Origin of the sequence: Ideonella sp. BN130291 (assembly GCF_036231905.1) — a bacterium.
Classification (GTDB): Bacteria; Pseudomonadota; Gammaproteobacteria; order Burkholderiales; family Burkholderiaceae_C; genus CAMLIZ01.
The window spans coordinates 193564-218871 of sequence record NZ_JAZARE010000002.1; the positions used below are offsets into that span (position 1 = coordinate 193564).

Consider the following 25308-nt stretch of genomic DNA (forward strand, 5'->3'; position numbering starts at 1 on the left):
TCGTCTAACCGGCGCGCTGGAGCGGGCGCGTGTCCACACGCACACACAGCATCGCCGTCAGCAGCGCCAGGGCGACGAGGGTGGCATACAGCTGGCGGAAGTCCGCCAACTGCGGGTTCGTGTGGCCGACGAGGGCCACCGTGGCCGCCACGCCGAGCACGCCACCGATCTGCCGGATGGCCTGGTTCACCGCGCTGCCGATCCCAAAGCGCGCCGGCGCCAACCGGGCCACCGCAGCACCGCTCAACGAGGGCAGCACCATGCCGACCGCGGTGCCGCTGAGCAGCAGGCCGGGCAGCCAGGCGCCCAAGTAGTCCGGCACCGGGCCGGCGCGCAGGTAGAACCACAAGCCCGAAGCGGCATAGACCAGGCTGCCGGCCACCAGCAGGGGCCGGTGGCCCACCCGGCCCGCCAGCCGGCCCGACAGCACGGCCACCGGCACCACCAGCAGCGGCCCCGGGGTCACCGCCAGTCCCGCCTGGGGCAGCGAGTAGTGCCACACCTGCATCGTGAAGAAGAAGAACCCGAAGAACATCATCGCGAACGCGGTGCCAAACGCCAGCGTCGCCAGGTTGACGTCGCGGTAGGTGCGGTCGGCAAACAGCGACAGGTCCACTGCCGGCTCGGCGGTGTGGCGCGCCCAGGCCACGAAGGCCACCATCGCCGCCGCGCCCATCGCGATCGCGCCCAGCACCACCGGTGAGCGCCAGCCCAGCGCCTCGGTCTGCACGATGCCGAAGGCCAGCGCGCCCACGGCGGCAATGAGCAAGGCAACGCCCGGCAAGTCGACCTTCGCGCGGCCGCCGCTGCGCCACTCGGTGAGCCGGCTGCGGCCGCGCCACAGTGCGATCGCGCCTATGGGCAGGTTGAGGAAGAAGGCCCAGCGCCAACCCAGCGCGTCCACCACACCGGCGCCCACGCTGGGGCCCAGGGCTGCCGCCAGCCCGCCCACTGCGCCCCACAGGCTGACCGCCACCGCACGCTTGTCCAACGGGAACGCGCCCAGCACCAGGGCCAGCGACGAGGGCGTCAGCAGCGCCGCGCCCACGGCCTGCAGCACCCGCGCAGCGACCAGGGCGCCCACGGTCGGCGCCGCCCCACAGGCCGCTGACGCCAGCAGGAACAGCGTGAGCCCGATCTGGAACACGCGCTTTCGGCCATGCACGTCGGCCAGCCGGCCCGCCGGCACCAGCAAGGCCGCATAGACCACGGTGTAGGCGTTCAGCACCCAGGACAGGTCGGTCGCGTCGCTGCCCGGGAAACCCGCGCGCAGCGCGCCAAAGGCTGCGAACAGGACGGTGGTGTCGATGGAGACGAGGAACACCGCCATGCTGGCCACCCCGAACACCGCCCAGGGGGTGCTGGCCTGGCCCGGCACCGCGTTGGCCGTTGCGCCGCTCACGCTCATGGACTGTCCTTCAACAGGTGGAGGCAATGAAGTCGACGGCGGCGGCCACCACGGCCGGGTCGAACAGGATGCGCCGGTGGCCCAGGCCGTCCACCCGCTGGTGGCGCGCACCCGGCCAGGCTGCAGCACTCATGAGGCTGTCTTCGATGGCCACCACCCGGTCGTCGCCGGAGTGAAGGAACAGCGCCGGCTCATGCCGCAACGGTGCACGTGCGGGCAGGGACACCTCGCGCACGTCCATCCCGATGCGGCCGGACAGCAGCCCCAGCATCGCCTCGGTACCGTCCGCGTCCAGCCCGGCTGCCGCGGCCACCTTGCGTGCATAGCGCTCGTAATACGCCGGCGCGGCGATGAGCACCACGCGCTGCACGGCCAGGCCGGCATGCAAGGCTTCCACCAGCACGGCGGAACCGACGGAATGCGCGATGGCACCGTGCAGCGCACCCAGCTGCGGGGCCGCGGCGCGGAGCGTGCGGGCCGCCTGGGGAATGGAACTCTGCTGGCCGGGCGAATCCCCATGCGCGGGGAGATGCACCGCGGTCACGGCAAAGCCGGCTGCCAGCAGCGGCGGCGCCATGGCGGCGAGGTCGCAAGCCTGGCCTTCCCAACCGTGAACCAGCAGCACCGCCGGGCCGTGGCCGGCCCGCTGCACCACGAGTTCGCCCTCGGGCGTGGCCAGGCGGTGCGTCTCGATGCCCGGCAGCACCAGCGCCTCCACCTGTGCGGGCCGCCTCGGCGTGAGGAACAGGTGGGCCACTTCCTGGGGCGAGGGCCGCTGGTCAACGTTCGACATGTCGGTCGCCTTTCACGTGGATGATCCTCATCATATTTCTGGACGAACGTTGGCCGCAACCGATGGGCATTCAGCCCCGCTGGTCGCTGGTCAGGTGTTTCAGCGCCGCGTCGCGCACGGCCTCGGACAGGCGCGGGTCATCGACCGCACGGGCCAGCAGCAGCGCGCCCACCATGGTGGCCACCGTCACCAACGCCTGCTCGTGCGCGCCCGGCTGGCCCCAGCCAGGCAACTGGCGCGACACCAGGTCCACCAGCTCCTTGATGCGCCGGGTGGCCGCCGCCCGCACGTCCGGCGACTGGCGCGGCATGTCGGACCCCAGGGCCACGATCGCGCAGCCAGTTTCGGCACGCTCCACGTGGGCGCTGGAGAGGTAGGCGCGGATAACGGTGGACAGCGCCTGGTCCGCCGGCGCGTCGGCGGCAATCCGCGACAGCGCCGCCACGGTGTCCGAGCCGGCACGGTCCACGGCTTCGGCGAGCATCGCTTCGCGGGTGTCGAAGTGGGCATAGAACCCGCCGTGCGTGAGCCCGGCCTCCTTCATCACCTCCGCCACCCCGGCACCGCCAAAGCCCTTGCGCCGCACGGCACGGGAGGCCACCTCGACGATGCGCTCGTGTGTGGCCTGTTTGCGGCTGGAAGGGATGCGGCTCATGGAAGGCGTCAGTATATGATGCCCATAATATCATTGCCGCGCGGAAGCACCCGCCTGCGGCATTTCACAGCGGCATGGCGCGGGGCCGTGGTACATGCGGCCCGGGCGTTGCCGCCCCAGCCACTGGGCATGCCGCAGCACCTCCCGCGCGGGCAGTGGCCCGCCGTGGCCCAGGTGGAAGGTCTGCATGCCCGAGGCCACCAGCCGCTCCAGCTGGAGCGCCACGGTCTTCGGGTCGTCCTCGAAAGGGGGACGCCTGGCGTGCTGCGTGCGCACCAGCCCGCCCAGCAGCACGCCCGAGGCGAGCAGGTCGCCCACCATCGCGTCGCCTCCATCGAGCTCGATGGACACCGAACCCGCGGTGTGGCCGGGCGTATGGCGGGCGCGGCCGGCCACGCCATATGGGGCCAGGTCCAGCGCCTCGCCATCGGCCAGCACGATGTCCGGCGTGAACGGCTGATAGGGGCGCACGATCACCCCGGTGCGAAAGAACAGCCGGCTCACCCAGCCGGTGGCGCAATAGGTCATGGCTTTGCGCCGTTCGTAATAGGGCAGGTCGCCCGCGTGCGCCAGGATGGGCGCGCCTGAGAGCTCGCGCACACGGGCCGCGGAGCCGGCATGGTCCATGTGCGCATGGGTCACCACGATGAGCCGGATGTCCTTCAAGCTGCGGCCGTGGGCCTGCAGCGCCCGTTCGATCTTGCGATGCGACCCCGGCACGCCGGTGTCCACCAGCACACAGCCCCGATCACCCACGACGAGGTGGCAATTGATGACGCCAAAGGGCAGGATGGGGATTCGAACGATGCGGGGCTGCGGCATGGTCAGGCGTCCAGGTGGTGTGATGCGATGGCGCCATTGTGTGAATCGCTGCTGCGCCGCGTGATGGCGGTATCGCCTTGTTTGATGGCGATATGGCCAGGCGACCATGCACGGATCCGTTCTACGATCCAGCCCATGAAGACCTTGCGCATCGCCCTGCTCGCCTACGACGGCTGCATGGCCACCCAGCTGTTTGGCATCGGCGACGTGTTGCGCATCGCCAGCCAGATCGACGCAGCGCGGCACGGCAGCCCGCGCTGGCGCTTCGACGTGCAGCTGGTGGCAACGGGTGGCAGCGGCGCCACCGTCTCGGGTGGCGTGCGGCTGCCCGCCAAGCGCCCCCGGGGTGCCTTCGATCTGCTCATCGTGCCCGGGCTGCTGGCCGAGCGCGGCAACCACTGGTGCACCACGCTGGCGCCGCTCGCACCGGAGCTGGCGTTCATCCGCAAGTGCTTTGCACGCGGCACGCCGGTGGCGTCGGTGTGCGTGGGCGCCTTCCTGCTGGCCGAGGCGGGTTTGCTTGACCAGCGGCGGGCCACCACGTCGTGGCTCTTTGCCAAGGACTTTGCCGCCCGCTACCCGGCCGCGCACCTGCAGGCCGACGCCATGCTGCTGGACGACGGGGGCGTCATCACCACTGGCGCGGTCACCTCCGCATTCGACCTGGCCATTCACCTCGTCAAGCGGCACCTGGGCGCCGCAGTGGCCACCGCCACGGCCCAGGCCACCCTGCTGCCTACGGCGCGCAACAGCCAGGCGCCCTACGTGGACCACCAGCTCGCGGTCGAGCCGCTGCCCACCTTCTCCAGCCGGCTGCGCCACTGGTTCGACACGCGCCTGGCCGAGCCCTATGACCTGCAGCGCGTGGCCCAGGCGTTCCATGTGAGCGGACGTACCCTGATGCGGCGGGTGAAGGCCGAGACCGGCAGCTCGCCGCTGACGATGCTGCAGCACGCGCGCGTGGACAAGGCCAAGCAGCTGCTCGCCGGCACGCGCTGGAGCGTGGCCCGCATCACCGAGGCAGTGGGCTACACCGACGCCGCCACCTTCGCGCGGCTGTTCGCCCGGCGCGTGGGCGAGCCGCCCTCCGCTTACCGCAGGCGATAGCCGCTACACGCCGAGCTCGGCGAGGATGCGTTCGCGCAGGTCCTGCGCCTGTGGGCTGGACAGCTTGCGCGGATGCGGCAGGTCGACCGTGAAGCTCGCCTGGATGCGCGCAGGCCGGGGCGACAGCACCAGGATGCGGTCAGCCAGGTGCACCGCTTCTTCCACGTCGTGCGTGATCAGCAGCACGGTGTGGCGCTCTTCCTCCAGCACGCGCAGCAATTCGTTGCGCATGCGCAGGCTCATCAGCGCGTCGAGCGCCGAGAAGGGCTCGTCCATGTACAGGATGTCGGGCTTGACCACCAGCGCGCGCGCGATCTCGGCGCGCTTGAGCATGCCGCCGGAGAGCTCGTGCGGATAGGCCTGCTCGAAACCCTTCAGGCCCACCATCGCCGCATAGTGGTCGGCCAGTTCGGCCTTCTGCGCGGCGCCCTGCCCCGTCAGGCCGAACATCAGGTTCTCCCGCACCGTGAGCCAGGGAAACACCGAGCCGTGCTGCGAGATGAGGATGCCCTTGGGGCTGGGGCCGCGTTGCAGCTGGCCGTCCACCTGCACCTGGCCGTCGTCAGGCCGCTCGAAGCCCGCGATGATGTTCATCAGCGTGCTCTTGCCGCAGCCCGAGGGGCCGACGATGGCCACGAACTCGCCGTCCGCGACGCTGAAGTCCACGTTGTCCACCACCGGGAGCACACCCTTGGCGCCGATGAAGCGTTTGCTGACGCGGCGCACCGCGATCTTGGGTTCAACGGACATAGCGCCACCGCACGATCTTGAGCCTTTCCAGCAGGCGGGTTCCGCTGTCCAGCAGCAGGCCGATGGCACCGATGATGATCATGCTGGCGATCACCAGGTCGTAGCGGTTGCCGGCGTTGCGCGAATCCATGATCAGGTAGCCCAGGCCCGAGCGCAGCGCGATCATTTCGGCCGCCACCACCACCAGCCAGGCCACGCCGATGCCGATGCGCATGCCGACGATGATTTCCGGCAGCACCGCGGGAATCACGATCTGGCGGAACAGCGTGCCGCGCGACACACCGAAGTTGGTGGCCGCGCGCAGGTAGCGGCGCTCGATGGTGTGCACGCCGGCCGTGGTCTGCAACACCATGGGGAACACCGACGAGATGAAGATCAGGAAGATGGGCGACACGTCGCCCACGCCGAACCAGAGGATGGCGATCGGTATCCACGCGATCGGGGAGATCGGCCGCAGCATCTGGAACACCGGGTTCAGCGTGCGGTAGGCGCCAGCCACCCAGCCCATCCACAAGCCCAGCGGCACCGCCACCAGCGTGGCGAGCCCGAAGCCCAGGCCCACGCGCATCAGCGACGCACCGATGTGCTCCCACAAGGTGCCGTCCTCCACCAGTTCCAGCGTGCCGGTGACCACCTGCGCCGGGGTGGGAAAGATCACGCTCTGGGTGGCCACCACCGCGGCCCACCAGCCGGCGATCAGGGCCGCCAGCACCAGCGTGGGCGGCCACACCCGCTGCCAATGCCTCGCCCACGGGCTTGCGCCCCGCACTCCTGTTCTCGTCATCGTCTCAAGGGGTTGATGCAGGGCGGCAGGCGCCCGGGAAATCCGCGCTCATGGGGTCGCTCATGCCAGCCGGCGCTGCAGTTGCAGCCAGCGCCAGCGCAGCGTGGGCCAGCCGGGTGCGAGCGCGGGCTCCACCACCACGCTCATCTGCCCGCTGGCGTGGGCCGTGCAGGCAAAGCTGTAGCTGGCGGCCTTTTCGAAGGGCAGGCGGAAGCTCTGGCCCGGCATGATGAGCACCGGCCCGAAGGTCTGCGGCACCTCGTCGAGGTTGCGCAGCAGCAGCACGTCGTTGGTGCCGAGCGTGAGCTCGATGGTGCTGGGCAGGATCTCCACCTTGTCGCCCGCCATGCGGCGTGCCCAGGTGCCTTTGGGAATCTCGAACAGCTCCTCGCGGGTGGCGGGCGCTGGCGGCACCAGCGCGGCCCAGGCGAGCCCGAGCAGCAGCGCCGCGAAGGCCAGCCACGGCAGGGCCCGCCAGGCGGAGCGGCGCACGGTGGGCAGCTTCATCGTGCCGCGAGCAGCAGGCGCAGGTCGTGCACGTAGTCCTTCGCCGGATGGTCGTACGGCATCATGCCGACCAGCCGCCCTGCGCGGTCGATCAGGTAGACCGAGGAGGTGTGGTCGAAGCCGTAGGCCGCGCCGGACGTCACCTTGGTGGCGGTGGCACCGAAGCTGGCCCGCACCCGCGCCAGTGCTTCAGGCCGGCCGGTGGCGCCGATGAAGCCGGGGTCGAACGCGGCCATGTAGTCCTTCAGGCGCTGCACCGTGTCGCGCTCCGGGTCCACCGTGACAAACACCACCTGCACGTCCTTGGCGTCGGCACCCAGCGCCTTGCGCGCCTGGGCCAGGGTGGCCAGCGTGGTGGGGCACACCGCCGGGCAGCTGGAGAAGCCGAAGGACAGGAGCACCACCTTGCCGCGGTGGCGCGACAGGTCGAAGGCACGGCCGTCGGAGCCCTCCAGCAGCACCGGCGGCGCCAGCCGCGGCGGCTCGAACACGCCGGCCTTCAAAGGCGGCGTGGCGCCCGGCGCGGCGGCATGGCCCTCGGTAGCCCAGAGTGTGGCGGCCAGGGCCGCGGCGGCCACCAGGGCACGGCGCGCTGCATTCATGCGCGCGCTCACAGGCTGATGGGCGCGGCTTTCGCGGCCTTCGCAAAACTTTCGTCCATGTACTTCTCGTAAGGCACCGGGGCCTTGAGCGTGCCGGCCTCGATGGACAGCTGCATCAGCTCCTCGAACTCGGCGCGGATCATGCGCAGGTCGCCGTAGGTCACCCGGTCCACCGGGTTCTCCATCACGAAGCGGATGATGTTGGGATCCTGGTTGAAATACTTGCGGCCCGCCGCGATGGCGACCGCCTTGTTGCGGTTGTCCTGCTTCTGGTCGAGCCAGAGGCCCGCGCCCAGCACGTGGTTCACCAGGTCCTGCACCAGCGGCCGGTTCTTCGCGATCAGCTCCTCGCGCACGGTGAGCACGCAACAGATGTAGTTGCGCCACTCATCGCGGGTCATGCGGATGGGCCGCGCGTAACCGGCGCGCTGGGCCGCCGCGCCGAAGGGCTCGCCGGTGCAGTAGGCGTCCACCGCCTTGGCATACAGGGCGGCCGGCATGTCCGGCGGCGCCATCTCCACGAGCTGGATGTCCTTGGGCGTCATCTTCTCCTGCGCCAGCATCTTGCGCAGGAACAGGTAGTCCACCGCAAAGCGGCTGGGGATCGCGATGCGCTTGCCGGTCAGGTCGCGGAAGCTGCGATGCGCCGAGTCCGTACGCACCATGATGACGGCCCCCGAGCGGTGGCCCAGCGACACGATCTTCACCGGGATCTTCTTGTCGGCCAGGTCCATCACCAGCGGCGCCAGCATGAAGGCCGCCTGGATGCGCCCGGTCATCAGCGATTCCTTGATCTCCGGCCAGCCGCTGTACTTGCTGTATTCAAAGACGTTGCCACCGCGCGCCACGCAGGCCACGGGCAGCGTGAGGTTGCAGGTGACAGGCAGCCCGCCCACCACCAGCGGATCGGCCGCCGTGGCAAGCGGGGAGGCGAGCGGCAGCGCCGTGGCGGCCGCGGCCTTCAGCACGGTGCGACGGCGCAGTGCAGCGGGGGAAACGGAAGGTACCGGGGGCATGGGCAGGCAGGCCGGACGAGAAGGGCCCGATTGTCGGGCATCTCGTCCGGACCCGGGCTCAGCGCGCCCCCGCGCCGCCGGGCAGATTTGGGAGACGGGTCAGTTCGTGGCGGCTTCGAGGTAGATCGACAGCCGCTTTTCGTCGACCAGGCGTTGCTGCCTGGCGCTGGCCAGCTCCTGCACGATGCGCTGGGCGGTCTCCGGCGCCAGCGGCTGGGCCAACGACGGGCACAACTGCCGCAGCTGCGCCTGCATGTCGCCCGCCACCTCGCGCGCCGACACCGGCGCATCGGCCACCACGACCACCCGGTACTGCGGCGAGCACAGCGCAAACTCCGCGTGCGTGGGCGCGGGCGCGGCCTGCGCCGCCGCGCCGGCCAGCGCGAGGCCGATCACGGCGATGGAGCGAACGGCCACCGGCATCACCTGGACCCGCCGCCCATCTTGCCCTGCATCACCGCCACCAGGTGCTGCCTGGCTTCGGCCAGCTGGGCCTTGTCGGCATCGTGCACGCGGCGGAAGAACGCGGCGCATTCCGGCGAGCCGGCCTGTTCCGCGTCCTTGATGTACTGGTCGTAGGCCATCAGCGCCTGGGCCTTGTTCTGGATCAGCGTGATCCAGTCGTATTCCAGGTTGCTCAGCGGATGCTTGTCGGTGGAGTTTTCCTGCATGGTGGGTGCCCTTTCATGTCGATGCAAGCGCGAGGGGCGCTTGCCTGGTCCAACGACAGAAGAGGCAGGCGCCGTGCCCGCTGGGCTCAGCCCATGCGCAGCCGCATCGCCTCCTGCTCCAGCCGCGCATCCTCGATCTCGCGCATCACCGCCCCCAGGTCCACCGTGCCGGGCTGGCGCTCATAGCGGCCGGTCAGGGGCGTCCCCGGGCCCAGCCGTCCGCCGGCGTAGAGATCCCAGATTTCCGGGCCGTACTGCGTGGCCAGCAGCTCCGGCGCAAAGCGGCCGAAGAAGCCGCGCAGGTTGTTCACGTCACGCATCAGCATGCGCGCGGCGTGGTTGTTGCCCGCCGCGTCCACCGCCTGCGGCAGGTCGATCACCACCGGGCCGTCCGCGGCCAGCAGGATGTTGAACTCCGACAGGTCGCCGTGCACCACGCCCGCGCACAGCATGCGCACCACCTCGCGGATCAGCGCGGCATGGTGGGCCCGGGCCTCGTCGGCGGTGAAGGACAGGTCGTTCAGCCGCGGCGCGGCCTGGCCGTGCTCGTCGGTGACCAGCTCCATGATCAGCACGCCGTCGAGGAAGTTGTACGGCCGGGGCACGCGCACGCCCGCGCCGGCCAGGCGGTACAGCGCGTCCACCTCGGCGCTCTGCCAGGCGGCCTCGCGCTGCTCCCGCCCGTAGCGTGTGCCCTTGGCCATGGCGCGCGCCTGGCGGCTGTTCTTGACCTTGCGGTTCTCGGTGTAGTCCACCGCCTGGCGGAAGCTGCGGTGGGTGGCTTCCTTGTAGATCTTGGCGGCGCGTGCCTCGCCGGCGCAGCGGACCACGTAGACCTCGGCTTCCTTGCCGCTCTTGAGCTGGCGCAGCACGTCGTCGATCAGGCCCTCGGCCATCAGCGCCTGCAGGCGCGGGGGTGTTTTCATCGGCGCATTGTCCGCTGCATGCGCGGCGCGCCGGCCGCGCCGCTAGCGGCCGGCGCCGCGCTCGTGGGGCTGGCTTTCCCGGCCGGTGGTGGTTTGCGGATCCAGGCCGCGGTCGGGCGACTCGCCCACCTGGCGCTCGCCATCGCCCACCTCCACCAGCTCCTCGATCAGGAAGGTGCCATAGCGCTGGGCGCGCAAGGCACCATGGCGGCGAGCGGCTTCGGCCACCGCCTGCACCTGGCGGTCGTCGCCAATGGGTGTCACCACGAAGGTGCAGCCCTGCTCGGCCAGGGCCAGCCGCGTCTTCGCCAGGTTGTATTCCTGCCCGATCTTGGCCGCCAGGGTGGCGTTGTTCACCTCGTCGGTGGCCAGCGCGCGCATCTGCTGCGGCTCATACACCACGACCTCGCCCTCGGCCACGCCCGCGTCGCGCAGCTCGTCCTGCAGGGCCGCGGCCGCATCGGCGGACGGCAGCGCCATCACGATGTGGTTGGCAGGGCTGAAGGTGTTGAAGTGGCGGGGTGGCGAGTTCTTGTCCATGCAGCATGCTCCTGGTGATCCCGCAGGCTGAGCAGGTGCTGTGCCCGCCGGCGGGCGCCATGGGCGCCGTGTGCGGGGTGCGCGTGTACCCGAACGCCCGACATTTCATCGCCGGTCCGGGCATTTGGCGGCGCGCTGGCGGCATGTCGTCGCAAGCCGCTCGCGCTGCGGGCCGCGGGGGGCGACAGTCCACTCACCGCAACACACCACCCACGGAGCCCACCATGACGAAACACACCCCTTCCGCCTTCAGCCTGTGTGCCTTCATCGCCGCCGGCGCGGTGGCCTCGGCGCTGCTGATCGGTGTGTTCGGCACCAGCGCGGGCGCCACTGCGGCGCCGGTGTGGGTGAGCGAGGCGGCCATCTGCCACGCACCGGGCTGAACACGCGGCGGCACTTTTTATCTCCGTTCCGGCAAGGGCGCTTCGGCGCCCTTGTGTCGTTGTGGCCTGCGCAATCTGGGCAATTCCGCCGTATGGCACTTGCACACCGCAGCCTATGGTTGCTGCGTCGCGGCGGCCTGCCGCACCCCACAGACACGGGAGCCCGCCATGAACCTCACGCCCTTGTTCACCCGCACCCGGGACACCGCGCGCCTTGCGCTCTGCACCAGCCTGCTGGTTGCGGCCGCCGCAGCGCAAGCCGACGCGGTGACCGACTGGAACCTGCAGGCCTGCCAGTGGGTGGCCGCCGCCGGCCTCGTCACCCAGCCCGCCAGCCGCGTGATGGCGATCAGCCACACGGCGGCCTTCGAGGCGGCCAATGCCATCACGCGGCGTTACCCGGGTCTGCAGGCCGCCGGCCTGAGCGCACCGCCTGGCGCGTCGGTGGATGCGGCCATCGCGGCCGCCCACCATGCCACCCTGGGCCAGTTGCTGCCCACGCAGCAGCCGGCCATCACCCTGGCCTACCGCAAGGCGCTGGCCGCCATCGCGGACGGCCAGGCCAAGGACGAGGGTGTCGCGGTCGGCGAGCGGGCCGCGCAGCAGCTGCTGGCCCGGCGCGCCGACGATGGCGCCAACGCGGTGGAGACGTATCGGCCCCTCACCACCCCGGGCCGCTGGGTGGCCACGACCATACCCTCCACGCCCCAGTGGCCGCAGCGCACGCCCTGGCTGATGAGCAGCGCGGCGCAGTTCCGCCCCGGCCCGCCGCCCGCCCTGGACAGCGAGCGCTGGGCCCGCGACTACAACGAGATCAAGGCGCTGGGCGCCCGCCAGAGCAAGCTGCGCACACCGGAGCAGACCGACATCGCGCGCTTCTGGACCACCACCCTGCCGGCCATCTACCACGGCGTGGTGCGCGGCGTGGCGGAGCAGCCGGGGCGCGACACCGTGCGCAACGCCCGGCTGTACGCCGCGGTCACCCAGGCGATCGACGACGGCATGATCGCGGTGTTCGACGCCAAGTACCACCATGGTTTCTGGCGGCCGATCACGGCCATCCGCAATGGCGACACCGACGGCAACGCGCACACCGAACGCGACCCGTCCTGGCTGCCCTTGATCGACACCCCCATGCACCCCGAGTACCCTTGTGCGCACTGCATCCAGGCCGCTGCCGTGGGTGCGGTGCTGCAGGCGGAGATCGGCTCCGGCCCCGTGCCGATGTTGAGCACCACCAGCGTGTCGGCCAATGGGGCGCTGCGGCAATGGCCCGGCGTGCATGCCTTCGTGCGGGAAGTGGGCCACGCCCGCATCTACGGTGGGGCGCACTTCCGCTTCTCCACCGAAGTGGGCCTGGACATGGGACAGCGCATCGGTGCGCTGGCGGTGCAGCGGTTGCTTGCGGAGTGATCAGATGAACACCATCACCACCACGCCCGACACCTGGCAGGCCGGCGACGCCTACGAGCGCTACATGGGCCGCTGGAGCCGGCAGCTGACCCCGCTGTTCCTGCAGTGGCTGGCCGTGCCGGCGGGGCGCCACTGGCTGGACGTGGGCTGCGGCACCGGCTCGCTGTGCGCTGCCATCCTCGAGCGGGCGGCACCGGCATCGGTGACCGGGGTGGAACCGTCCGAGGGCTTCCTGGCCACCGCGCGGGCCACGCTGCCACCGGAGGTGGTGCTGCACCAGGGCACCGCAGCCCGCCTGCCGCTGCCCGACCACACCGTCGATGTGACGGTGTCGGCCCTGGTGCTCAACTTCGTGCCGGATCCCCATGCGGCCCTGCGCGACATGGCGCGTGTCACCGTGCCCGGCGGCGACATCGCCGCCTGCGTGTGGGACTACGCCGGCTGCATGGCGATGACCCGCCTGTACTGGGACGCGGCCGCCGAGCTGGGCCTGCTGGCGCCGGGGCAGGCGCAGGGCGAGCGTTTCCCGCTGTGCCAGCCCGATGCGCTGGCTGCCGCGTTCGCCGCCGCCGGCATGGCGCAGGTGGAGGTGTCGGGCATCGACATCTCGATGCGCTTCACCAGCTTCGACGATTACTGGCAGCCCTTCCTCGCCGGACAGGGCCCCGCGCCGGCCCACGCGATGCGCCTGGAGGCGCCGGCACGCGACAGCCTGCGCGAGCTGCTGCGCCGGCGCCTGCCGATGCAGCCGGATGGCGCCGCGCTGCTGCCCGCCCGCGCATGGGCAGCGCGGGGCATCGTCACCGGATGAGCCCGGGTAGCATGGCCCGCACGAAGCCATCGCAGGAACATGGAGTTGCTCGAACGGGACGCATTGCTGGCGCAGCTGAAGTCGCAACAGCAGGCCGGCACAGGCCGGCTGATCCTGCTGGAAGGCGAAGCCGGCATCGGCAAGACCACCCTGCTGCGCGCCTTTGCGCGGGCCGTGCAACACGAGGCGCCGGTGTACTGGGGCGCTTGCGACGCGCTGTTGTCACCCCGCCCGCTGGCGCCGCTGGAGGACATCGCGCTGCAAGTGCGCGGGGACCTGCTGGCCTTGCACCGCCGCGCCGCGCCGCGGCAGCAGGTGTTCGTGGCCTTCCTCGAGCTGCTGTCGGCCCGGCGCTGCGTGGCGGTGCTGGAAGACCTGCACTGGGCCGACGAGGGCACGCTGGACCTGCTGCGCTACGCGGGCCGGCGCGTGGCGCGCACCGGATCGCTGCTGCTGGGCAGTTACCGCAGCGATGAACTGGTGCCCTCGCATCCGCTGCGTGCGGTGCTGGGCGACCTGGCCACCAGCGGTGCCTTGCGGCTGGCGCCCGCACCCTTGTCGCTGCAGGCGGTGGCGGCCCTGTGCACGGTGCCGGGCGCAGACATCGCCGAGTTGCACCGCAAGACCGCCGGCAACCCGTTCTTCGTGACCGAGGTGCTGGCCGCCGGCGCGGACACCGTTCCCGCCACGGTGCAGGACGCCGTGCTGGCCCGCGCCAGCCGGCTGTCCCCCGCGGCCCACGCCCTGCTCGAAGCCGCGGCCGTGGCCGGGGCCCGGGCGGAGCCGGCGCTGCTGCAGGCCCTGGCCGGCGCCGACGCCGCGTGCCTCGACGAATGCCTGGCCACCGGCGTGCTGCAGGCCGATGGCGGGGTGGCCACCTTCCGCCACGAGCTCGCGCGCGACGCGATCCTGCGCTGCATCGCGCCCGACCGCCTGGTGCACCTGCACCGGCAGGCCTTGCAGGCCCTGGCCTCGTCAAACCCAGCCGACCCCGCGCGGCTGGCGCTGCACGCGGACGGCGCCGGCGATGCGCCCGCGGTGCGGCAATGGGCGCCACTGGCTGCGCGCAAGGCCGCCGCCAGCGGCGCGCACCGGCAAGCCGCCGCGCATTGGGCGCAGGCGTTGCACCACACCCGCCTGCCGGCCGAACGGGCCGCCCTGCTCGACGAGCGCGCCACCGAGATCCAGATGGCCGGTGGCCTGGCCGAAGCGATCGCTGCGCGCCAGGAAGCGGCGCGGCTGTGGCGCGAAGCCGGCCGCGACGGCAATGCCGCTGCCACGCTGGCGCGGCTGGCGCTGCTGCTGGTGCTCGCCGGCCGCAATGCCGAAGGCGAGGCCGCCCTCGCGGACGCGCACCGGCTGCTGGCCGGTGACCCCAGCAGCTCCTTCGCGGCCGCGGTGCGACGCTGCGCGGCAGGCGTGCGGGTGCTCGACCGCGACAGCGCCGAGGCCATCGCCTTGGCGGCCCCGGCCCTTGCCCAGGCCGAACGGGACCAGGACGAACCCTCCATGGTGCACTGCCTGATCATGCTGGGCATTGCGCACATCAACCTCGACCGGGTGGACGAAGGTGTGCAGCGACTGGAACACGCCCTCGGCCTGGCCGAGCGCCTGCATAACGATGCCCTGATGGGCCAGGCCCTGGCCAACCTGAGCGCCGGTTGTGCGGAATCGCTGCGCCTGGACCAGGCGATGGCCTACCTGCAGCGCGGCATCGCCTTCTGCACGGACCGGGACCTGGATGCATCGCGCCTGTACCAGCTGGCCTGGCTGGCGCAGGTGCACCTGCTGCGCAGCCGCTGGGACGACGCCGACGCAGCGGCGCTGGAGGTGCTGGGGGACCGGCGCGCCACCACGGTGGCCCGCATCGTCGCACTCACTGCGCTGGGGCGGCTGCGCGCGCGCCGCGGCGACCCGGCCGCCTGGCAGGCGCTGGATGAAGCGCGCGCGCTGGCCGACGCCAGCGGCACGGTGCAGCGCACGGCGCCCCTGCATGCGGCCCGCGCCGAAGCCGCATGGCTGGAAGGCCGCAGCGACGACGCGCTGCACGATGCCGCTGCCTGCCTCACGCTGGCGATCCACAAGCGGCAAGCCGCGCTTGCGGGCGAGCTGCTCCTGTGGTGCCGCCGCGCCGGCCTGAACAGCGACATTCCCACCTTCTGCGACCGGCATCCCGCGGCGCTGGAAGCTGCGGGCCGCTGGCAAGACGCCGCCCGTTGCTGGCGCGAGCTGGGCTGCCCTTTCGAGACCGCCCGCGCCCTGGCCGGGGGCGATGAAGCGGCGCAACGTGAAGCGCTGGCGCTGCTGGAGACGCTGGGCGCGCGCCCGCTGGCCGAGCGCGTGCGCTGGCGCTTGCGTGCCGCCGGCGCTCGCGGCCTGCCCCGCGGCCCGCGCGCCACCACACAGCAGCATCCCGCCGGCCTCACCAGCAAGGAAGTCGCCGTGCTCGCCCTGCTGGCCTCCGGCCTGCGCAACAAGGACATCGCCCAGCGCCTGAGCCGGTCCACGCGCACCATCGACCACCACCTCGCCTCCATCTTCACCAAGCTGGGCGTGAGCACCCGCGCCGAAGCGGTGAGCGGCGCGTATCGGCTGGGAATCGTGCAGGCGGAGTGAGGTGGCACGGGGCGCATACCTCCGCGCTCATCCGCCCCGGATGCAGCCCGTCACTCGCTGGCTGCACACCGTCGCAAGCCGCTCGTGCGCCAGGCCTTGCCGGCCGATAGTTCACTCATCGCAACACGCCACAGCCCACGGAGCCCCACCATGAACAGCCAGATCACCTCCACCTTCAACGTCCCTGCCTTCGCCGCCTCCTGCGTCGTCACGCTGGCGCTGCTGGCCGGGGTGTTCAGCATGGCGGCCACGCCCGACACCCCGGCGGCGATGGCGACTGCCCCGATGGTGCAGGCCGGCTGATCCGCGGAGGCCTGCGATCCACAAAGGGGCGCAGTAGCGCCCCTTTTTCTTTGGCGCCGGCCGCGATCACCCGGCCCGGCGGGCGTGGGGCACCTGCAGCACCACGTCGCTCAACGGCTGGGCCACACACGGCAGGATCCAGCCCTCGGCCTTTTCCTCGCGGCTGACACCCGGCCATTCCACGCTGTAGCGCACCTCGCCGCTGCGCAGCTGGCACAGGCAGGTGCGGCAGGTGCCGTTGCGGCAGCTGTTGGGCAGCAGCACGCCCGCCCGCAAGGCCGATGCGAGCAGCGACTGGCCGGGGAGCGCCTTCACAGGGCCAGCCGGCCGGTTCGATGCGCAGCTCGAAGTGATCGTCCATGGCGGCAGTATCGGGCGATGCCCGAGCCCGGCCCGTGCAGCCTGTCACACGTGCGGCACCGGGCGGGCCGCCACCGGTACATCCGGTTGCTCAACACACCGCGCCCTCACACCGCGGCCTTTATCCGGCCTGCGGCGCTGCCGATGAACAGGGGTCTCCTTTGCGCAACCCCTCATGCCACATCAGCAGTACTTCCCGGCCCTGCGCCACCTCGCGCCGCTTGCGGCTGCCTCCTTGCTTGCCCTGCTGGGCGCGTGCGGCGGTGGCACCGGGCAAGACCCGGCCGACACGGCGCAAGCCAGCGAGGCCAGCGACGGCACCGCCGCCGCCACCGCCTTCGTGCGCAGGACCGCGTCCACCAGCAACACGCTGCAGGTGGGCCTGGCGCTGCCCGGTTTTCCGCACAAGTTCGACGTGTACCGCCCGGCCGGCGCCACGCGGGCGGTGGTTTTCCTGCACGGCCTGGGCGGCCGCAGTTTCCAGATGGCGCGCGACCTCGGCCTGAACAGTGTGATGGCGCCGCCGACCATGAACACGGTGAACTGGGACTGGCTCACGCGCAACGGCATCATCGCGGTGTTCCCCCAGGCCACCACGCCGGCGGGCAGCACGCTGCCCACCTGGAGCGACTATGTGCAGAGCTCCGGCCAGGACGACGTGGGTTTTCTGAAGGCGCTGTCGGCGAGCCTGAAGGCGCAGTACGGCGCCACCGAGGTGTCGTTGTCGGGGCACTCCAATGGCGGCGCCATGACGGCGCGCATGTGGTGCGAGGCCACCACCGCCTACAAGGCCTTCGTGACCCTGGCCGCGCCCATGCCCTCCTCGTCCTTCCCCTCTCCCGCGGCCACCTGCACGCCGCTGGTGCCGGCGCCCTATCACGCGGTGGTAGGTGGGCAGGACACCAAGCTCGCGCAGTTCTTCCAGGCAGCGCAGCCGCCGTCGGCCGAGCAAATGGCCGCGGGCCTGAGCAGCCCGACGCTCGCCTATGAATGGAGCCGCCACTACGACCGCAGCTTCCGCGTGTGCTCGGAATGGCCCGCGCTCGCCGCCCGGTCCACCGCCAATGCCGGGCCGGGCTGGAGCCAGTGCGGCGGGCGCGTGCGCTACACCGTGGTGTCCAAGGCCGACCATCCGATCGCATCGCTGGAGCAGTATGCGGGCCAGCGCATGGCCGACCTGATCGCGGCCTTCGTGAAGTAGCCGGCGCGCGCTGCTCAGCCGAAGAGCTTGGTGGCGATCTGCGCCACATGGCGGCCCTGGTAGCGCGCCATGCCGAGCTCCTGCTCGCTGGGCATGCGTTCGCCCTTGCCGCCGGCGATGGTGGACGCACCGTACGGGCTGCCGCCCTTGATCTCGTCCAGCCCGGTCTGGCGGGCCTCCGCATAGGGCAGGCCCACGATCACCATGCCATGGTGCAGCAGCGTCACGTGGAAGGTGAGCAGCGTGCTCTCCTGCCCGCCGTGCTGGGTACCACTGGAGCAGAACACCGAGCCCACCTTGCCCACCAGCGCGCCGCTGGCCCACAGGCCGCCGGTCTGGTCGAGGAAGTTGCGCATCTGGCCGGTCATGTTGCCAAAGCGGGTGCCGGTGCCAAAGAGGATGGCGTCGTAGTTGCCCAGCTCCGCCGGCTGCGCCACCGGCGCGGGCTGGTCTGCCTTGCCGCCCGCCTTGGCAAACACCTCCGGCGGCATGGTCTCGGGCACACGTTTCAAGTCCACCTGGGCGCCTTGCACCTCGCGTGCGCCTTCGGCCACCGCCTTGGCCATCGCTTCCACGTGGCCGTGGACGCTGTGATACAGAACCAGAACCTTAGCCATCCTGCATGCTCCATTGAAAGCCCATGGACGCCGCAGCAAACCGCGTACGCAGGTGGCCGGCCTCAGCCCTGAAGCTGGCGCGCGTGGTGGGCGATGTGGTCGGCCATCAGGCTGGCAATGAAGTAGTACCCATGGTCGTAGCCCGCATGGCGGCGCAGCTGCAGCGGCTGGCCAGTGCGTTCGCAGGCGGCCTCCAGCAGCTCGGGCTTGAGCTGCTCGGCCAGGAACTTGTCGGCCAGGCCCTGGTCCACCAGCAGCCGCGGGGCCTTGGCACCGGCCGAGATCAGCGCGCAGGCGTCGTGCCCGGCCCAGGCGGCCTCATCCGGCCCCAGGTAAGCCTTGAAGGCCTTGCGGCCCCAGGGGCACTGCGCAGGCGCGCAGATGGGCGCCAGGGCCGACACGCTGCGGTACAGCCCTGGGTGCCGCAGGGCAAGCGCGAGCGCGCCGTGCCCGCCCATCGAGTGGCCGAACACGCCCACCCGGCCGGGCAGCACCGGAAAGTGCTGCACCAGCAGCGCCTGCAGCTCGCCCGTGATCCAGCTTTCCATGCGGAACCGGCTGGCCCAGGGGGCGGCGGTGGCGTCCAGGTAGAAACCGGCCCCTTCGCCGAAGTCCCAGGCGTCGGTGGCACCGGGCAGGCCGGTCTGGCGCGGGCTGGTGTCCGGCGACACCAGCAGGAGGCCGTGTTGAGCCGCCAGGCGCTGGGCGCCGGCCTTGATCGCGAAGGTTTCTTCGCTGCACGTGAGCCCAGCCAGGTAGACCAGCATCGGCACCGGGCCCTGCGCGGCCTGTGGCGGGCGGTACACGCCAAACCGCATGGGCCCGCCGGTGGCCTGGGACGCATGCTCGTAGAAGCCCTGCACGCCGCCGAAGCAGGCGTGTTCGCTCAACACGGTGAGGCCCTGCATCGCGGCGCTCAATAGATCACCACCGAGCGGATCGATTCACCGCGCTTCATCAGGTCGAAACCGTCGTTGATCTGCTCCAGCTTCAGCCGATGCGTGATCAGGTCGTCGATGTTGAGCTTGCCGTCCATGTACCAATCGACGATCTTCGGCACGTCGGTGCGGCCGCGGGCGCCGCCGAAAGCCGAGCCGAGCCAGCGCCGGCCGGTCACCAGCTGGAAAGGCCGCGTGCTGATCTCGGCCCCGGCTTCGGCCACGCCGATGATGATGCTCTGGCCCCAGCCCTTGTGGCAGCATTCCAGCGCCTGGCGCATGGTGGTGGTGTTGCCGATGCATTCGAAGCTGTAGTCGGCGCCGCCATCGGTGAGCTGCACGATCGCGTCCACCACGTTGGGCACGTCCTTCGGGTTGATGAAGTGCGTCATGCCGAATTGCCGGCCCATGGCCTCGCGGCCCGGGTTGAGGTCGATGCCGATGATCTTGTCGGCGCCCACCATCCTGGCGCCCTGGATCACGTTGAGCCCGATGCCGCCCAGGCCGAACACCACCACGTTGGCGCCCGCCTCCACCTTGGCGGTGAACAGCACCGCGCCCACGCCGGTGGTGACACCGCAGCCGATGTAGCACACGGTGTCGAACGGCGCGTCGGAGCGGATCTTCGCCAGCGCGATCTCCGGCACCACGATGTGGTTGCTGAAGGTGGAGGTGCCCATGTAGTGGAGCAGCGGCTTGCCGTCGAGCGAGAAGCGCGAGCTGCCGTCGGGCATCAGGCCCTTGCCCTGCGTGCCGCGGATGCGCTGGCACAGGTTGGTCTTGCGCGACAGGCAGAACTTGCACTCGCGGCATTCCGGCGTGTAGAGCGGGATCACGTGGTCGTCGCGCTTCAGGCTGGTGACACCCGGCCCCACCTCGACCACCACGCCGGCGCCCTCGTGGCCCAGGATCGCGGGGAACAGGCCCTCCGGGTCCGCGCCGGAGAGGGTGTAGTAGTCGGTGTGGCAGATGCCGGTGGCCTTCACCTCCACCAGCACCTCGCCGGCGCGCGGGCCTTCGAGGTCCACGGTTTCCACGCTGAGCGGGGCGCCCGCTTTCCAGGCCACGGCGGCTCGAGTCTTCATCAACATGCTCCTTGAGGGTTCTGGTGCCAGTGTGCCCTGCGAACCGGTGCGCCTGCGGACGCGCAAAACCGTGAAAAGCTCGGCGGGTGCCGCCACAGAATCCGCAGCATCGCATTTCACACCAGTGAGGCTTGCAGATGCGCCAACCCGCCCGGCACACGCGCCGCTTCTCCCATCGGCTGCTGCCACTCCTGGCCTGCTTCGCCACAGTCACCGCCAATGCGCAGGCGCTGCAGCACAACCCTTTCGACGACCCCTTCGTCGCCGTCACCAGCGGCCTGCCGAACTGCCCGGTGCCGCAGGAACCGGTGTTCACCGACGAGCAGTACAAGGCCGAGGCGCATGACCGCGCCCAGCGCGGCGTGAGCTGCTGGATGGCCGGGCGCTGCCGGCTGCACAGCGCCTACTTGTACGACAAGGAGATCATCCCGCGCGTGAAACAGGCCATCACCGTGGCCGGCCGCTTCACCAACACCAGTGTGTGGGCCCTGGGCCAGCGCCGTTATGTATGGCTCAAGGGCTGCGTGGCCACGGCGGAGCAGGCGGCCGAGCTGGAGCGCCTGGTGCGCACCATCGACGACGTGGATGGGGTGCAGAACGAGCTGATGGTCGGCAGCCAGGGCCAGCCGCCCTACGCCACCGCGCGCTGAAGCTCCCGCGGGCGGGAACCTCGCTTGCCTGGAACAGGGCTGCACCCACCCTGGACCCTGGAGTACCCCATGAGCCTCAAGACCTTGCTGCTGACCCTGGCTGTCGCCGGCGTCACCGCCAACCTCATCATGAAATCGCGCCGCACGCCCGTGGCTGCCGGCAATGCCGGCCTGCCGGTGGACGACCTGCCGCGCGCCGACACCGGCCTTCAAGCCAGCTCGGACACCGGCATGCCGGGCATGGGCACGTCCTCGATGAACATGGCAGAACGCATGGAAGATGACAATCTGACCGGTTCGCCGATCGGCAACGGCACGCCAGCCGCCGACGCCGGCCTGGCGGAGGACCCGTTCGAGTCCTCCTCGCAAAAGGGCTCGGGCCCCTCCACCACCGGCCTGGGGGACTACAGCCGCGGCGCCTGACCCCCCGGGCCGTTCACGCCGCCGCCTTGCCCTTGAGCTGCTCGCCCACCGGCAGCTTGCGGATGCGCCGGCCGGTGGCGGCGAAGATGGCGTTGGTGAGCGCAGGTGTCACGCCCGAGGTGCCGGTTTCGCCGATGCCGCCGGGCGATTCCGCGCTCTGCACCACATGCACCTCCACGCGGGGCGCTTCGTTGAAACGCATCACGCGGTAGTCGCCGAAATTGCTTTGCTGCACCCGGCCCTTGTCCAGCGTGATCTCGTTCCAGAGGCCCGCGCCCAGGCCGAAGACGACGCCGCTTTCGATCTGGGCCGACACGGTGTCCGGGTTGACCACCTGGCCGCAGTCCAGCACGCAGACCACGCGGTGCACCGCCACCTCGCCCTCGGCTGACACCGACACCTCGGCCACCTGGGCCATGTAGGTGCCGAACGCGAACTGCACCGACACGCCGCGCCCGCCGCGGCGCCCTGCGGGCACCTGCAGCGGCTGGGCCCAGCCGGCTTTCTCGGCCGCCAGCTTGAGCACCGCGCGCAGGCGAGGCTGTTTGTCCAGCAGCGCCAGTCGGTAGGCCACCGGATCCTGCCTGGCTGCGGCCGCCAGCTCGTCGACAAAACTTTCCACCACCCAGACGTTGTGGGTGGCGCCCACGCCGCGCCAGAAGGCGGTGGGCAGTGGCGGCTCATGGCGCACATATTCCACCTGCACCGCCGGCACGCTGTAGGGCTGGTCCTTGGCACCTTCCACCGCGTCGCTGTCGATGCCGTCCTTCACGGCCGCCGGCGCGAAGCGGGCCATGATGGACGAGCCGGTGACGCGGTGGAACCAGGCCGTGGGCCGCCCCTGGTCGTCCAGCGCAGCGGAGATGCGGTCCAGGTAGTAGGGCCGGTACATGTCGTGCTGGATGTCCTCCTCGCGTGTCCACACGAACTTCACCGGTCCCTTGGCCTGCTTGGCGAAGGCGACCGCCTGCACGATGAAGTCCACCTCCAGGCGGCGCCCGAAGCCACCGCCCAGGTAGTGGTTGTGCACCCGCACCTGCTCGGGCTTCAGGCCCGCCACCTTGGCTGCTTCGGCCTGCGCCAGCGCGGGCACCTGGGTGCCGACGTAGAGGTCGCAACCGTCGGGCCGCAGGTCCACCGTGCAGTTCATCGGCTCCATGGTGGCGTGGGCCAGGAAGGGCATCTGGTAGACGACTTCGAGCTTGCGGTTCGCGGCCGCCTGCTGGATGGCCGCCACGGCATCGCCTTCGTGGCGCGCCACCGCACCCGCCTTGCGCGAGGCCGCATCCATGTCGGCCACGATGCCGGCCAGGCTGGCGCCGCTGGCCGGGCCGTCCTTCCAGGTGGGCGCCAGCGCGGCCAGGCCTTGTTTGGCGGCCCACATGTGGGCTGCCACCACCGCCACCGCATTGTTGAGCTTGAGCACCTGGCGCACCCCCGGCACCGCCAGCGCCTTGGCGTCGTCCGCACTGGCCAGCGTGCCGCCCAGCATGGGCGCGGCCGCCACGGTGGCGATGCTCATGTTGGCCAGCTTGGCATCGATGCCGAACTGCGCCGTGCCGTTCACCTTGTCGGCAGAGTCCAAGCGCTTGACCGGCGTGCCGATCAGGCGAAAGTCGGCCGGCTTCTTCAGCGCCACGTCCTGCGGCACCGGCAGCTTGGCGGCCGCATCCACCAAGTCGCCGTAGCCGAGGCTGCGCTTGCTGGCGGCGTGGGTCACCGTGCCGTTGGCGGTGGTGCAGCTGGCCGGGTCCACGTTCCACGACTGCGCCGCTGCCGACACCAGCATGGCGCGCGCGGTGGCGCCGGCCTTGCGCAGCGGGCCCCAGGCGCCGCGGATCGACGTGGAGCCGCCGGTCACCTGACCACCCAGCAGGGCGTCGGCATAGAGCGCGTTGTTGGCCGGTGCATGCTCGAGCCTGACCTTGGCCAGGTCCACGTCCAGCTCTTCGGCCAGCAGCATCGGGATGGAGGTGTAGGTGCCCTGGCCCATCTCCACCTTGTGCACGGTGAAGGTGACCAGCCCGGCCCTGTCGATGCGGATGAAGCCGGCGGTGCTGAGGCCCGGGCTGTCGGTGGACAGGCGCGAGGTGGCGTGCCCCACCGCCGCTTCGGGCGGCGGCTCCTTGCGCGAATCCCGGTTGCAGCCGGGCAAGGCGAATGCAACCAGCAGGCCGCCGCCGGCAGCGGCGCTCACGCGCAGGAAATCGCGCCGGGCCGCAAGTGAAGGAGATTGCTTTGACATGCTAAGCCTCCTTCTTCGCCGCAGCGATCTTGATCGCCGAGCGGATGCGCTGGTAGGTGCCGCAGCGGCAGATGTTGCCGGCCATCGCGCCGTCGATGTCGGCGTCGCTGGGGTTGGGGTTGGCCTGCAGCAGCGCGCTGGCCGCCATCACCTGGCCGGACTGGCAGTAGCCGCACTGCACCACGTCGATCTGGCGCCAGGCCGCCTGCACCCGCTGGCCCACCGGGTTCTGGCCGATGGCCTCGATGGTGACCACCGACTTGCCGGCCACCGCCGCCACCGGCGTGATGCAGGAGCGGGTGGCCTGGCCGTCCACATGCACGGTGCAGGCGCCGCACAGCGCGACGCCGCAGCCGAACTTGGTGCCGGTGAGCCCGGCCACGTCGCGCAGCGCCCACAGCAGGGGCATGTCGTCAGGCACCTCCAGGGTGGCCGGCTGTCCGTTGAGGGTGAAGGCAGGCATCGCAGCTCCAAAGCGCAGTGGAGCTGCGGAGGCGGGCAACTCACATGCCCTGCCGCCGAAGAACAGCCTGTGTCAGCGTGCGGACGTGTCCTTCTGCCAGGTGGCCAGCAGTTCCTGCAGCGAGCCCTTGCGCTCGGCATCGGTCTCGGTGGCGATCACCTTTTCCAGCGCCATGCGGCGCGCCACGTCCAGCGCCTGATCGGCCGCCACCTTGACGTCGGGCTCCACCCCGGTGCCCTCCCAGTTGGTCTTGGTGATCGGACTCACCGCCCGGCCGGTGGGCACGAACATGCCGAAGTGGCCGTTCAGCGGCACCACGTCGCCCGGGTTGGCGCCGCCGCCGGTGGTTTCGCCGACCAGGGTGGCGCGCTTCAGGTTCTTCAGGTTGTAGCTGAACTCCTCGGCGCCGCTGAAGGTGCGGCTGGAGGTCAGCACGTACACCGGCTTCTTCTGGCCAAAACGCTTGCCGGGCACCCAGTCGTGGGTGTGGAACTGCTCGGTGCGGTCGCCCTCGCGCCAATACAGGCTGTTCAGGTGCGTGCGGGTGTCGAACAGGTAGCTGGTGACGAAGGCCACCGTGCTCGGGTCGCCGCCACCGTTCTTGCGCAGGTCGACGATGAGCGCGTCGGTGTTGGCCACCAGCGTCATCGCGGCGGCCAGCGTCTCGCCGGCCCAGTCGGTGGGCGCAAAGCTGCGCAGGTCGATGTAGCCGATGTTGCCCTGCAGCCGCTCCACCCGCTCCACGCCGTAGTTGTGCAGCTGCTCTTCGCGGCGATCGTTGGCCAGCTCCTCGGCGCTGGGCGTGTCGCTGGTGCGCGGCGGCAGCGGCTGGGCGCTGTAGCGCACGCGGATGTGCTTGTCGCGGGTGACGGCCTGCAGCTCGGTGGTCAGCTTGTCGGCAAAGGCCTTGGGATCGTCCAGCCCGTCGAAGGCCTTGGCCTGCCATTGGCGCTGCAACGCGGCTTCCACTTTTTTGGCCACATCCGGGAACACATAACGCTCCTTCATCCTGGCGATGGCCGCGTCCACCACCTGGCGCCGGGTGGCCGCATCGACGGTGGCTTGCGCCAACGCGGCACATTGGGTGATGGAGAGCACGATGGCCAGGGAGGACAGGCGCAGCAGGTGTTTCATCGAGAGGAAATAAGGACGGTGAAGCGCGACAGTATGTAAGCAGTGGCGCTGCAGTTGGCGAGGATTTGCACCGGTGAATCGCTTC

29 protein-coding genes are annotated in these 25308 nt (G+C 70.8%); 9 read left to right on the forward strand and 20 right to left on the reverse strand.

Features of this window, described 5'->3' with window-relative positions:
• Positions 1–4: 4 nt before the first annotated feature.
• The 4 genes from VPH43_RS04155 to VPH43_RS04170 all read right to left on the reverse strand — a co-directional run bounded on the left by VPH43_RS04155 (position 5) and on the right by VPH43_RS04170 (position 3678).
• Positions 5–1408: an MFS transporter gene (locus VPH43_RS04155; RefSeq protein ID WP_328576395.1), complete on the reverse strand. Its 1404-nt coding sequence runs from the start codon at positions 1406–1408 to the stop codon at positions 5–7.
• Positions 1409–1418: 10 nt separating this feature from the next.
• Positions 1419–2201 carry an alpha/beta fold hydrolase gene (locus VPH43_RS04160; protein WP_328576396.1) on the reverse strand — a complete coding sequence of 261 codons (783 nt, stop codon included), beginning with the start codon at positions 2199–2201 and terminating at the stop codon, positions 1419–1421.
• Positions 2202–2271: 70 nt separating this feature from the next.
• The gene (locus VPH43_RS04165) at positions 2272–2856 is read right to left on the reverse strand and encodes a TetR/AcrR family transcriptional regulator (protein ID WP_328576397.1); all 585 of its coding nucleotides are present in this window, start codon (positions 2854–2856) and stop codon (positions 2272–2274) included.
• Between the two features lie 30 nt (positions 2857–2886).
• Positions 2887–3678 carry an MBL fold metallo-hydrolase gene (locus tag VPH43_RS04170; RefSeq protein ID WP_328576398.1) on the reverse strand — a complete coding sequence of 264 codons (792 nt, stop codon included), beginning with the start codon at positions 3676–3678 and terminating at the stop codon, positions 2887–2889.
• Between the two features lie 135 nt (positions 3679–3813).
• On the opposite strand from VPH43_RS04170, the gene VPH43_RS04175 reads away from it, so the two are divergent.
• Positions 3814–4785, forward strand: coding sequence for a GlxA family transcriptional regulator (locus VPH43_RS04175; protein WP_328576399.1), 972 nt, complete (start codon positions 3814–3816; stop codon positions 4783–4785).
• A 3-nt stretch (positions 4786–4788) separates the two neighbouring features.
• On the opposite strand, the gene VPH43_RS04180 is transcribed toward VPH43_RS04175, so the two are convergent.
• From VPH43_RS04180 to VPH43_RS04220, 9 genes are all read right to left on the reverse strand, one after another.
• On the reverse strand, positions 4789–5535 hold the full coding sequence (locus VPH43_RS04180) for an ABC transporter ATP-binding protein (protein ID WP_328576400.1): 747 nt from the start codon (positions 5533–5535) through the stop codon (positions 4789–4791).
• Positions 5525–6265, reverse strand: coding sequence for an ABC transporter permease (locus VPH43_RS04185; RefSeq protein ID WP_328576401.1), 741 nt, complete (start codon positions 6263–6265; stop codon positions 5525–5527). Before VPH43_RS04185 ends, VPH43_RS04180 begins: the two co-directional genes overlap by 11 nt.
• A 114-nt stretch (positions 6266–6379) precedes the next feature.
• Positions 6380–6826, reverse strand: coding sequence for a cupredoxin domain-containing protein (locus VPH43_RS04190; RefSeq protein WP_328576402.1), 447 nt, complete (start codon positions 6824–6826; stop codon positions 6380–6382).
• Positions 6823–7428: an SCO family protein gene (locus VPH43_RS04195; protein ID WP_328576403.1), complete on the reverse strand. Its 606-nt coding sequence runs from the start codon at positions 7426–7428 to the stop codon at positions 6823–6825. Before VPH43_RS04195 ends, VPH43_RS04190 begins: the two co-directional genes overlap by 4 nt.
• A gap of 8 nt (positions 7429–7436) precedes the next feature.
• Entirely contained in the window at positions 7437–8444 is a 1008-nt protein-coding gene (locus VPH43_RS04200) for an ABC transporter substrate-binding protein (RefSeq protein WP_328576404.1), read from the reverse strand.
• 99 nt (positions 8445–8543) lie between these two features.
• Complete coding sequence (locus tag VPH43_RS04205; RefSeq protein WP_328576405.1) at positions 8544–8861, reverse strand: hypothetical protein; 318 nt, start codon at positions 8859–8861, stop codon at positions 8544–8546.
• Between the two features lie 5 nt (positions 8862–8866).
• On the reverse strand, positions 8867–9115 hold the full coding sequence (locus tag VPH43_RS04210) for a hypothetical protein (RefSeq protein WP_328576406.1): 249 nt from the start codon (positions 9113–9115) through the stop codon (positions 8867–8869).
• A gap of 86 nt (positions 9116–9201) precedes the next feature.
• Positions 9202–10041: a PA4780 family RIO1-like protein kinase gene (locus tag VPH43_RS04215; protein WP_328576407.1), complete on the reverse strand. Its 840-nt coding sequence runs from the start codon at positions 10039–10041 to the stop codon at positions 9202–9204.
• A gap of 42 nt (positions 10042–10083) precedes the next feature.
• Positions 10084–10581 carry a hypothetical protein gene (locus VPH43_RS04220; RefSeq protein WP_328576408.1) on the reverse strand — a complete coding sequence of 166 codons (498 nt, stop codon included), beginning with the start codon at positions 10579–10581 and terminating at the stop codon, positions 10084–10086.
• Between the two features lie 224 nt (positions 10582–10805).
• On the opposite strand from VPH43_RS04220, the gene VPH43_RS04225 reads away from it, so the two are divergent.
• The 5 genes from VPH43_RS04225 to VPH43_RS04245 all read left to right on the forward strand — a co-directional run bounded on the left by VPH43_RS04225 (position 10806) and on the right by VPH43_RS04245 (position 16107).
• Complete coding sequence (locus tag VPH43_RS04225) at positions 10806–10964, forward strand: hypothetical protein (protein WP_328576409.1); 159 nt, start codon at positions 10806–10808, stop codon at positions 10962–10964.
• Between the two features lie 168 nt (positions 10965–11132).
• Entirely contained in the window at positions 11133–12377 is a 1245-nt protein-coding gene (locus VPH43_RS04230; RefSeq protein WP_328576410.1) for a vanadium-dependent haloperoxidase, read from the forward strand.
• Between the two features lie 4 nt (positions 12378–12381).
• Positions 12382–13188 carry a class I SAM-dependent methyltransferase gene (locus VPH43_RS04235; RefSeq protein ID WP_328576411.1) on the forward strand — a complete coding sequence of 269 codons (807 nt, stop codon included), beginning with the start codon at positions 12382–12384 and terminating at the stop codon, positions 13186–13188.
• A gap of 39 nt (positions 13189–13227) precedes the next feature.
• On the forward strand, positions 13228–15804 hold the full coding sequence (locus VPH43_RS04240) for an ATP-binding protein (RefSeq protein ID WP_328576412.1): 2577 nt from the start codon (positions 13228–13230) through the stop codon (positions 15802–15804).
• A 150-nt stretch (positions 15805–15954) separates the two neighbouring features.
• Positions 15955–16107, forward strand: a complete 153-nt coding sequence (locus VPH43_RS04245) for a hypothetical protein (protein WP_328576413.1) — start codon at positions 15955–15957, stop codon at positions 16105–16107.
• A 66-nt stretch (positions 16108–16173) separates the two neighbouring features.
• Here VPH43_RS04245 and VPH43_RS04250 read toward each other — a convergent pair whose 3' ends face one another.
• Positions 16174–16461, reverse strand: a complete 288-nt coding sequence (locus VPH43_RS04250; protein WP_328576833.1) for a 2Fe-2S iron-sulfur cluster-binding protein — start codon at positions 16459–16461, stop codon at positions 16174–16176.
• 181 nt (positions 16462–16642) lie between these two features.
• Between VPH43_RS04250 and VPH43_RS04255 the strand changes: the two genes are divergently transcribed.
• On the forward strand, positions 16643–17668 hold the full coding sequence (locus tag VPH43_RS04255) for a hypothetical protein (protein ID WP_328576414.1): 1026 nt from the start codon (positions 16643–16645) through the stop codon (positions 17666–17668).
• Positions 17669–17682: 14 nt separating this feature from the next.
• On the opposite strand, the gene wrbA is transcribed toward VPH43_RS04255, so the two are convergent.
• From wrbA to VPH43_RS04270, 3 genes are all read right to left on the reverse strand, one after another.
• Entirely contained in the window at positions 17683–18285 is a 603-nt protein-coding gene (gene wrbA, locus VPH43_RS04260; RefSeq protein WP_328576415.1) for an NAD(P)H:quinone oxidoreductase, read from the reverse strand.
• A gap of 62 nt (positions 18286–18347) precedes the next feature.
• Complete coding sequence (fghA, locus tag VPH43_RS04265) at positions 18348–19193, reverse strand: S-formylglutathione hydrolase (protein ID WP_328576416.1); 846 nt, start codon at positions 19191–19193, stop codon at positions 18348–18350.
• An 8-nt stretch (positions 19194–19201) separates the two neighbouring features.
• Positions 19202–20308 (reverse strand): S-(hydroxymethyl)glutathione dehydrogenase/class III alcohol dehydrogenase, encoded by a 1107-nt coding sequence (locus VPH43_RS04270; RefSeq protein WP_328576417.1) that lies wholly within the window; start codon positions 20306–20308, stop codon positions 19202–19204.
• 137 nt (positions 20309–20445) lie between these two features.
• Here VPH43_RS04270 and VPH43_RS04275 point away from each other — a divergent pair, with 137 nt between their 5' ends.
• Both VPH43_RS04275 and VPH43_RS04280 read left to right on the forward strand, forming a co-directional pair.
• A complete protein-coding gene (locus VPH43_RS04275; RefSeq protein WP_328576418.1) occupies positions 20446–20958 on the forward strand; it encodes a BON domain-containing protein in 513 nt (170 codons plus the stop codon).
• A 69-nt stretch (positions 20959–21027) separates the two neighbouring features.
• Positions 21028–21381: a hypothetical protein gene (locus VPH43_RS04280; RefSeq protein WP_328576419.1), complete on the forward strand. Its 354-nt coding sequence runs from the start codon at positions 21028–21030 to the stop codon at positions 21379–21381.
• 13 nt (positions 21382–21394) lie between these two features.
• Here VPH43_RS04280 and VPH43_RS04285 read toward each other — a convergent pair whose 3' ends face one another.
• From VPH43_RS04285 to VPH43_RS04295, 3 genes are all read right to left on the reverse strand, one after another.
• Complete coding sequence (locus VPH43_RS04285) at positions 21395–23626, reverse strand: xanthine dehydrogenase family protein molybdopterin-binding subunit (RefSeq protein ID WP_328576420.1); 2232 nt, start codon at positions 23624–23626, stop codon at positions 21395–21397.
• Between the two features lies 1 nt (position 23627).
• Entirely contained in the window at positions 23628–24089 is a 462-nt protein-coding gene (locus VPH43_RS04290) for a (2Fe-2S)-binding protein (RefSeq protein ID WP_328576421.1), read from the reverse strand.
• Between the two features lie 72 nt (positions 24090–24161).
• Positions 24162–25223 (reverse strand): S41 family peptidase, encoded by a 1062-nt coding sequence (locus VPH43_RS04295; protein ID WP_328576422.1) that lies wholly within the window; start codon positions 25221–25223, stop codon positions 24162–24164.
• Positions 25224–25308 lie beyond the last annotated feature (85 nt).

Coding starts and splice junctions, on each gene's coding strand:
- VPH43_RS04155 (WP_328576395.1), bottom strand. CDS start 1,408: ATGAGCGTGAGCGGCGCAACGGCCAACGCGGTGCCGGGCCAGGCCAGC.
- VPH43_RS04160 (WP_328576396.1), bottom strand. CDS start 2,201: ATGTCGAACGTTGACCAGCGGCCCTCGCCCCAGGAAGTGGCCCACCTG.
- VPH43_RS04165 (WP_328576397.1), bottom strand. CDS start 2,856: ATGAGCCGCATCCCTTCCAGCCGCAAACAGGCCACACACGAGCGCATC.
- VPH43_RS04170 (WP_328576398.1), bottom strand. CDS start 3,678: ATGCCGCAGCCCCGCATCGTTCGAATCCCCATCCTGCCCTTTGGCGTC.
- VPH43_RS04175 (WP_328576399.1), top strand. CDS start 3,814: ATGAAGACCTTGCGCATCGCCCTGCTCGCCTACGACGGCTGCATGGCC.
- VPH43_RS04180 (WP_328576400.1), bottom strand. CDS start 5,535: ATGTCCGTTGAACCCAAGATCGCGGTGCGCCGCGTCAGCAAACGCTTC.
- VPH43_RS04190 (WP_328576402.1), bottom strand. CDS start 6,826: ATGAAGCTGCCCACCGTGCGCCGCTCCGCCTGGCGGGCCCTGCCGTGG.
- VPH43_RS04195 (WP_328576403.1), bottom strand. CDS start 7,428: ATGAATGCAGCGCGCCGTGCCCTGGTGGCCGCCGCGGCCCTGGCCGCC.
- VPH43_RS04200 (WP_328576404.1), bottom strand. CDS start 8,444: ATGCCCCCGGTACCTTCCGTTTCCCCCGCTGCACTGCGCCGTCGCACC.
- VPH43_RS04210 (WP_328576406.1), bottom strand. CDS start 9,115: ATGCAGGAAAACTCCACCGACAAGCATCCGCTGAGCAACCTGGAATAC.
- VPH43_RS04215 (WP_328576407.1), bottom strand. CDS start 10,041: ATGAAAACACCCCCGCGCCTGCAGGCGCTGATGGCCGAGGGCCTGATC.
- VPH43_RS04220 (WP_328576408.1), bottom strand. CDS start 10,581: ATGGACAAGAACTCGCCACCCCGCCACTTCAACACCTTCAGCCCTGCC.
- VPH43_RS04225 (WP_328576409.1), top strand. CDS start 10,806: ATGACGAAACACACCCCTTCCGCCTTCAGCCTGTGTGCCTTCATCGCC.
- VPH43_RS04230 (WP_328576410.1), top strand. CDS start 11,133: ATGAACCTCACGCCCTTGTTCACCCGCACCCGGGACACCGCGCGCCTT.
- VPH43_RS04235 (WP_328576411.1), top strand. CDS start 12,382: ATGAACACCATCACCACCACGCCCGACACCTGGCAGGCCGGCGACGCC.
- VPH43_RS04240 (WP_328576412.1), top strand. CDS start 13,228: ATGGAGTTGCTCGAACGGGACGCATTGCTGGCGCAGCTGAAGTCGCAA.
- VPH43_RS04245 (WP_328576413.1), top strand. CDS start 15,955: ATGAACAGCCAGATCACCTCCACCTTCAACGTCCCTGCCTTCGCCGCC.
- VPH43_RS04255 (WP_328576414.1), top strand. CDS start 16,643: ATGCCACATCAGCAGTACTTCCCGGCCCTGCGCCACCTCGCGCCGCTT.
- wrbA (WP_328576415.1), bottom strand. CDS start 18,285: ATGGCTAAGGTTCTGGTTCTGTATCACAGCGTCCACGGCCACGTGGAA.
- fghA (WP_328576416.1), bottom strand. CDS start 19,193: ATGCAGGGCCTCACCGTGTTGAGCGAACACGCCTGCTTCGGCGGCGTG.
- VPH43_RS04270 (WP_328576417.1), bottom strand. CDS start 20,308: ATGAAGACTCGAGCCGCCGTGGCCTGGAAAGCGGGCGCCCCGCTCAGC.
- VPH43_RS04275 (WP_328576418.1), top strand. CDS start 20,446: ATGCGCCAACCCGCCCGGCACACGCGCCGCTTCTCCCATCGGCTGCTG.
- VPH43_RS04280 (WP_328576419.1), top strand. CDS start 21,028: ATGAGCCTCAAGACCTTGCTGCTGACCCTGGCTGTCGCCGGCGTCACC.
- VPH43_RS04285 (WP_328576420.1), bottom strand. CDS start 23,626: ATGTCAAAGCAATCTCCTTCACTTGCGGCCCGGCGCGATTTCCTGCGC.
- VPH43_RS04290 (WP_328576421.1), bottom strand. CDS start 24,089: ATGCCTGCCTTCACCCTCAACGGACAGCCGGCCACCCTGGAGGTGCCT.
- VPH43_RS04295 (WP_328576422.1), bottom strand. CDS start 25,223: ATGAAACACCTGCTGCGCCTGTCCTCCCTGGCCATCGTGCTCTCCATC.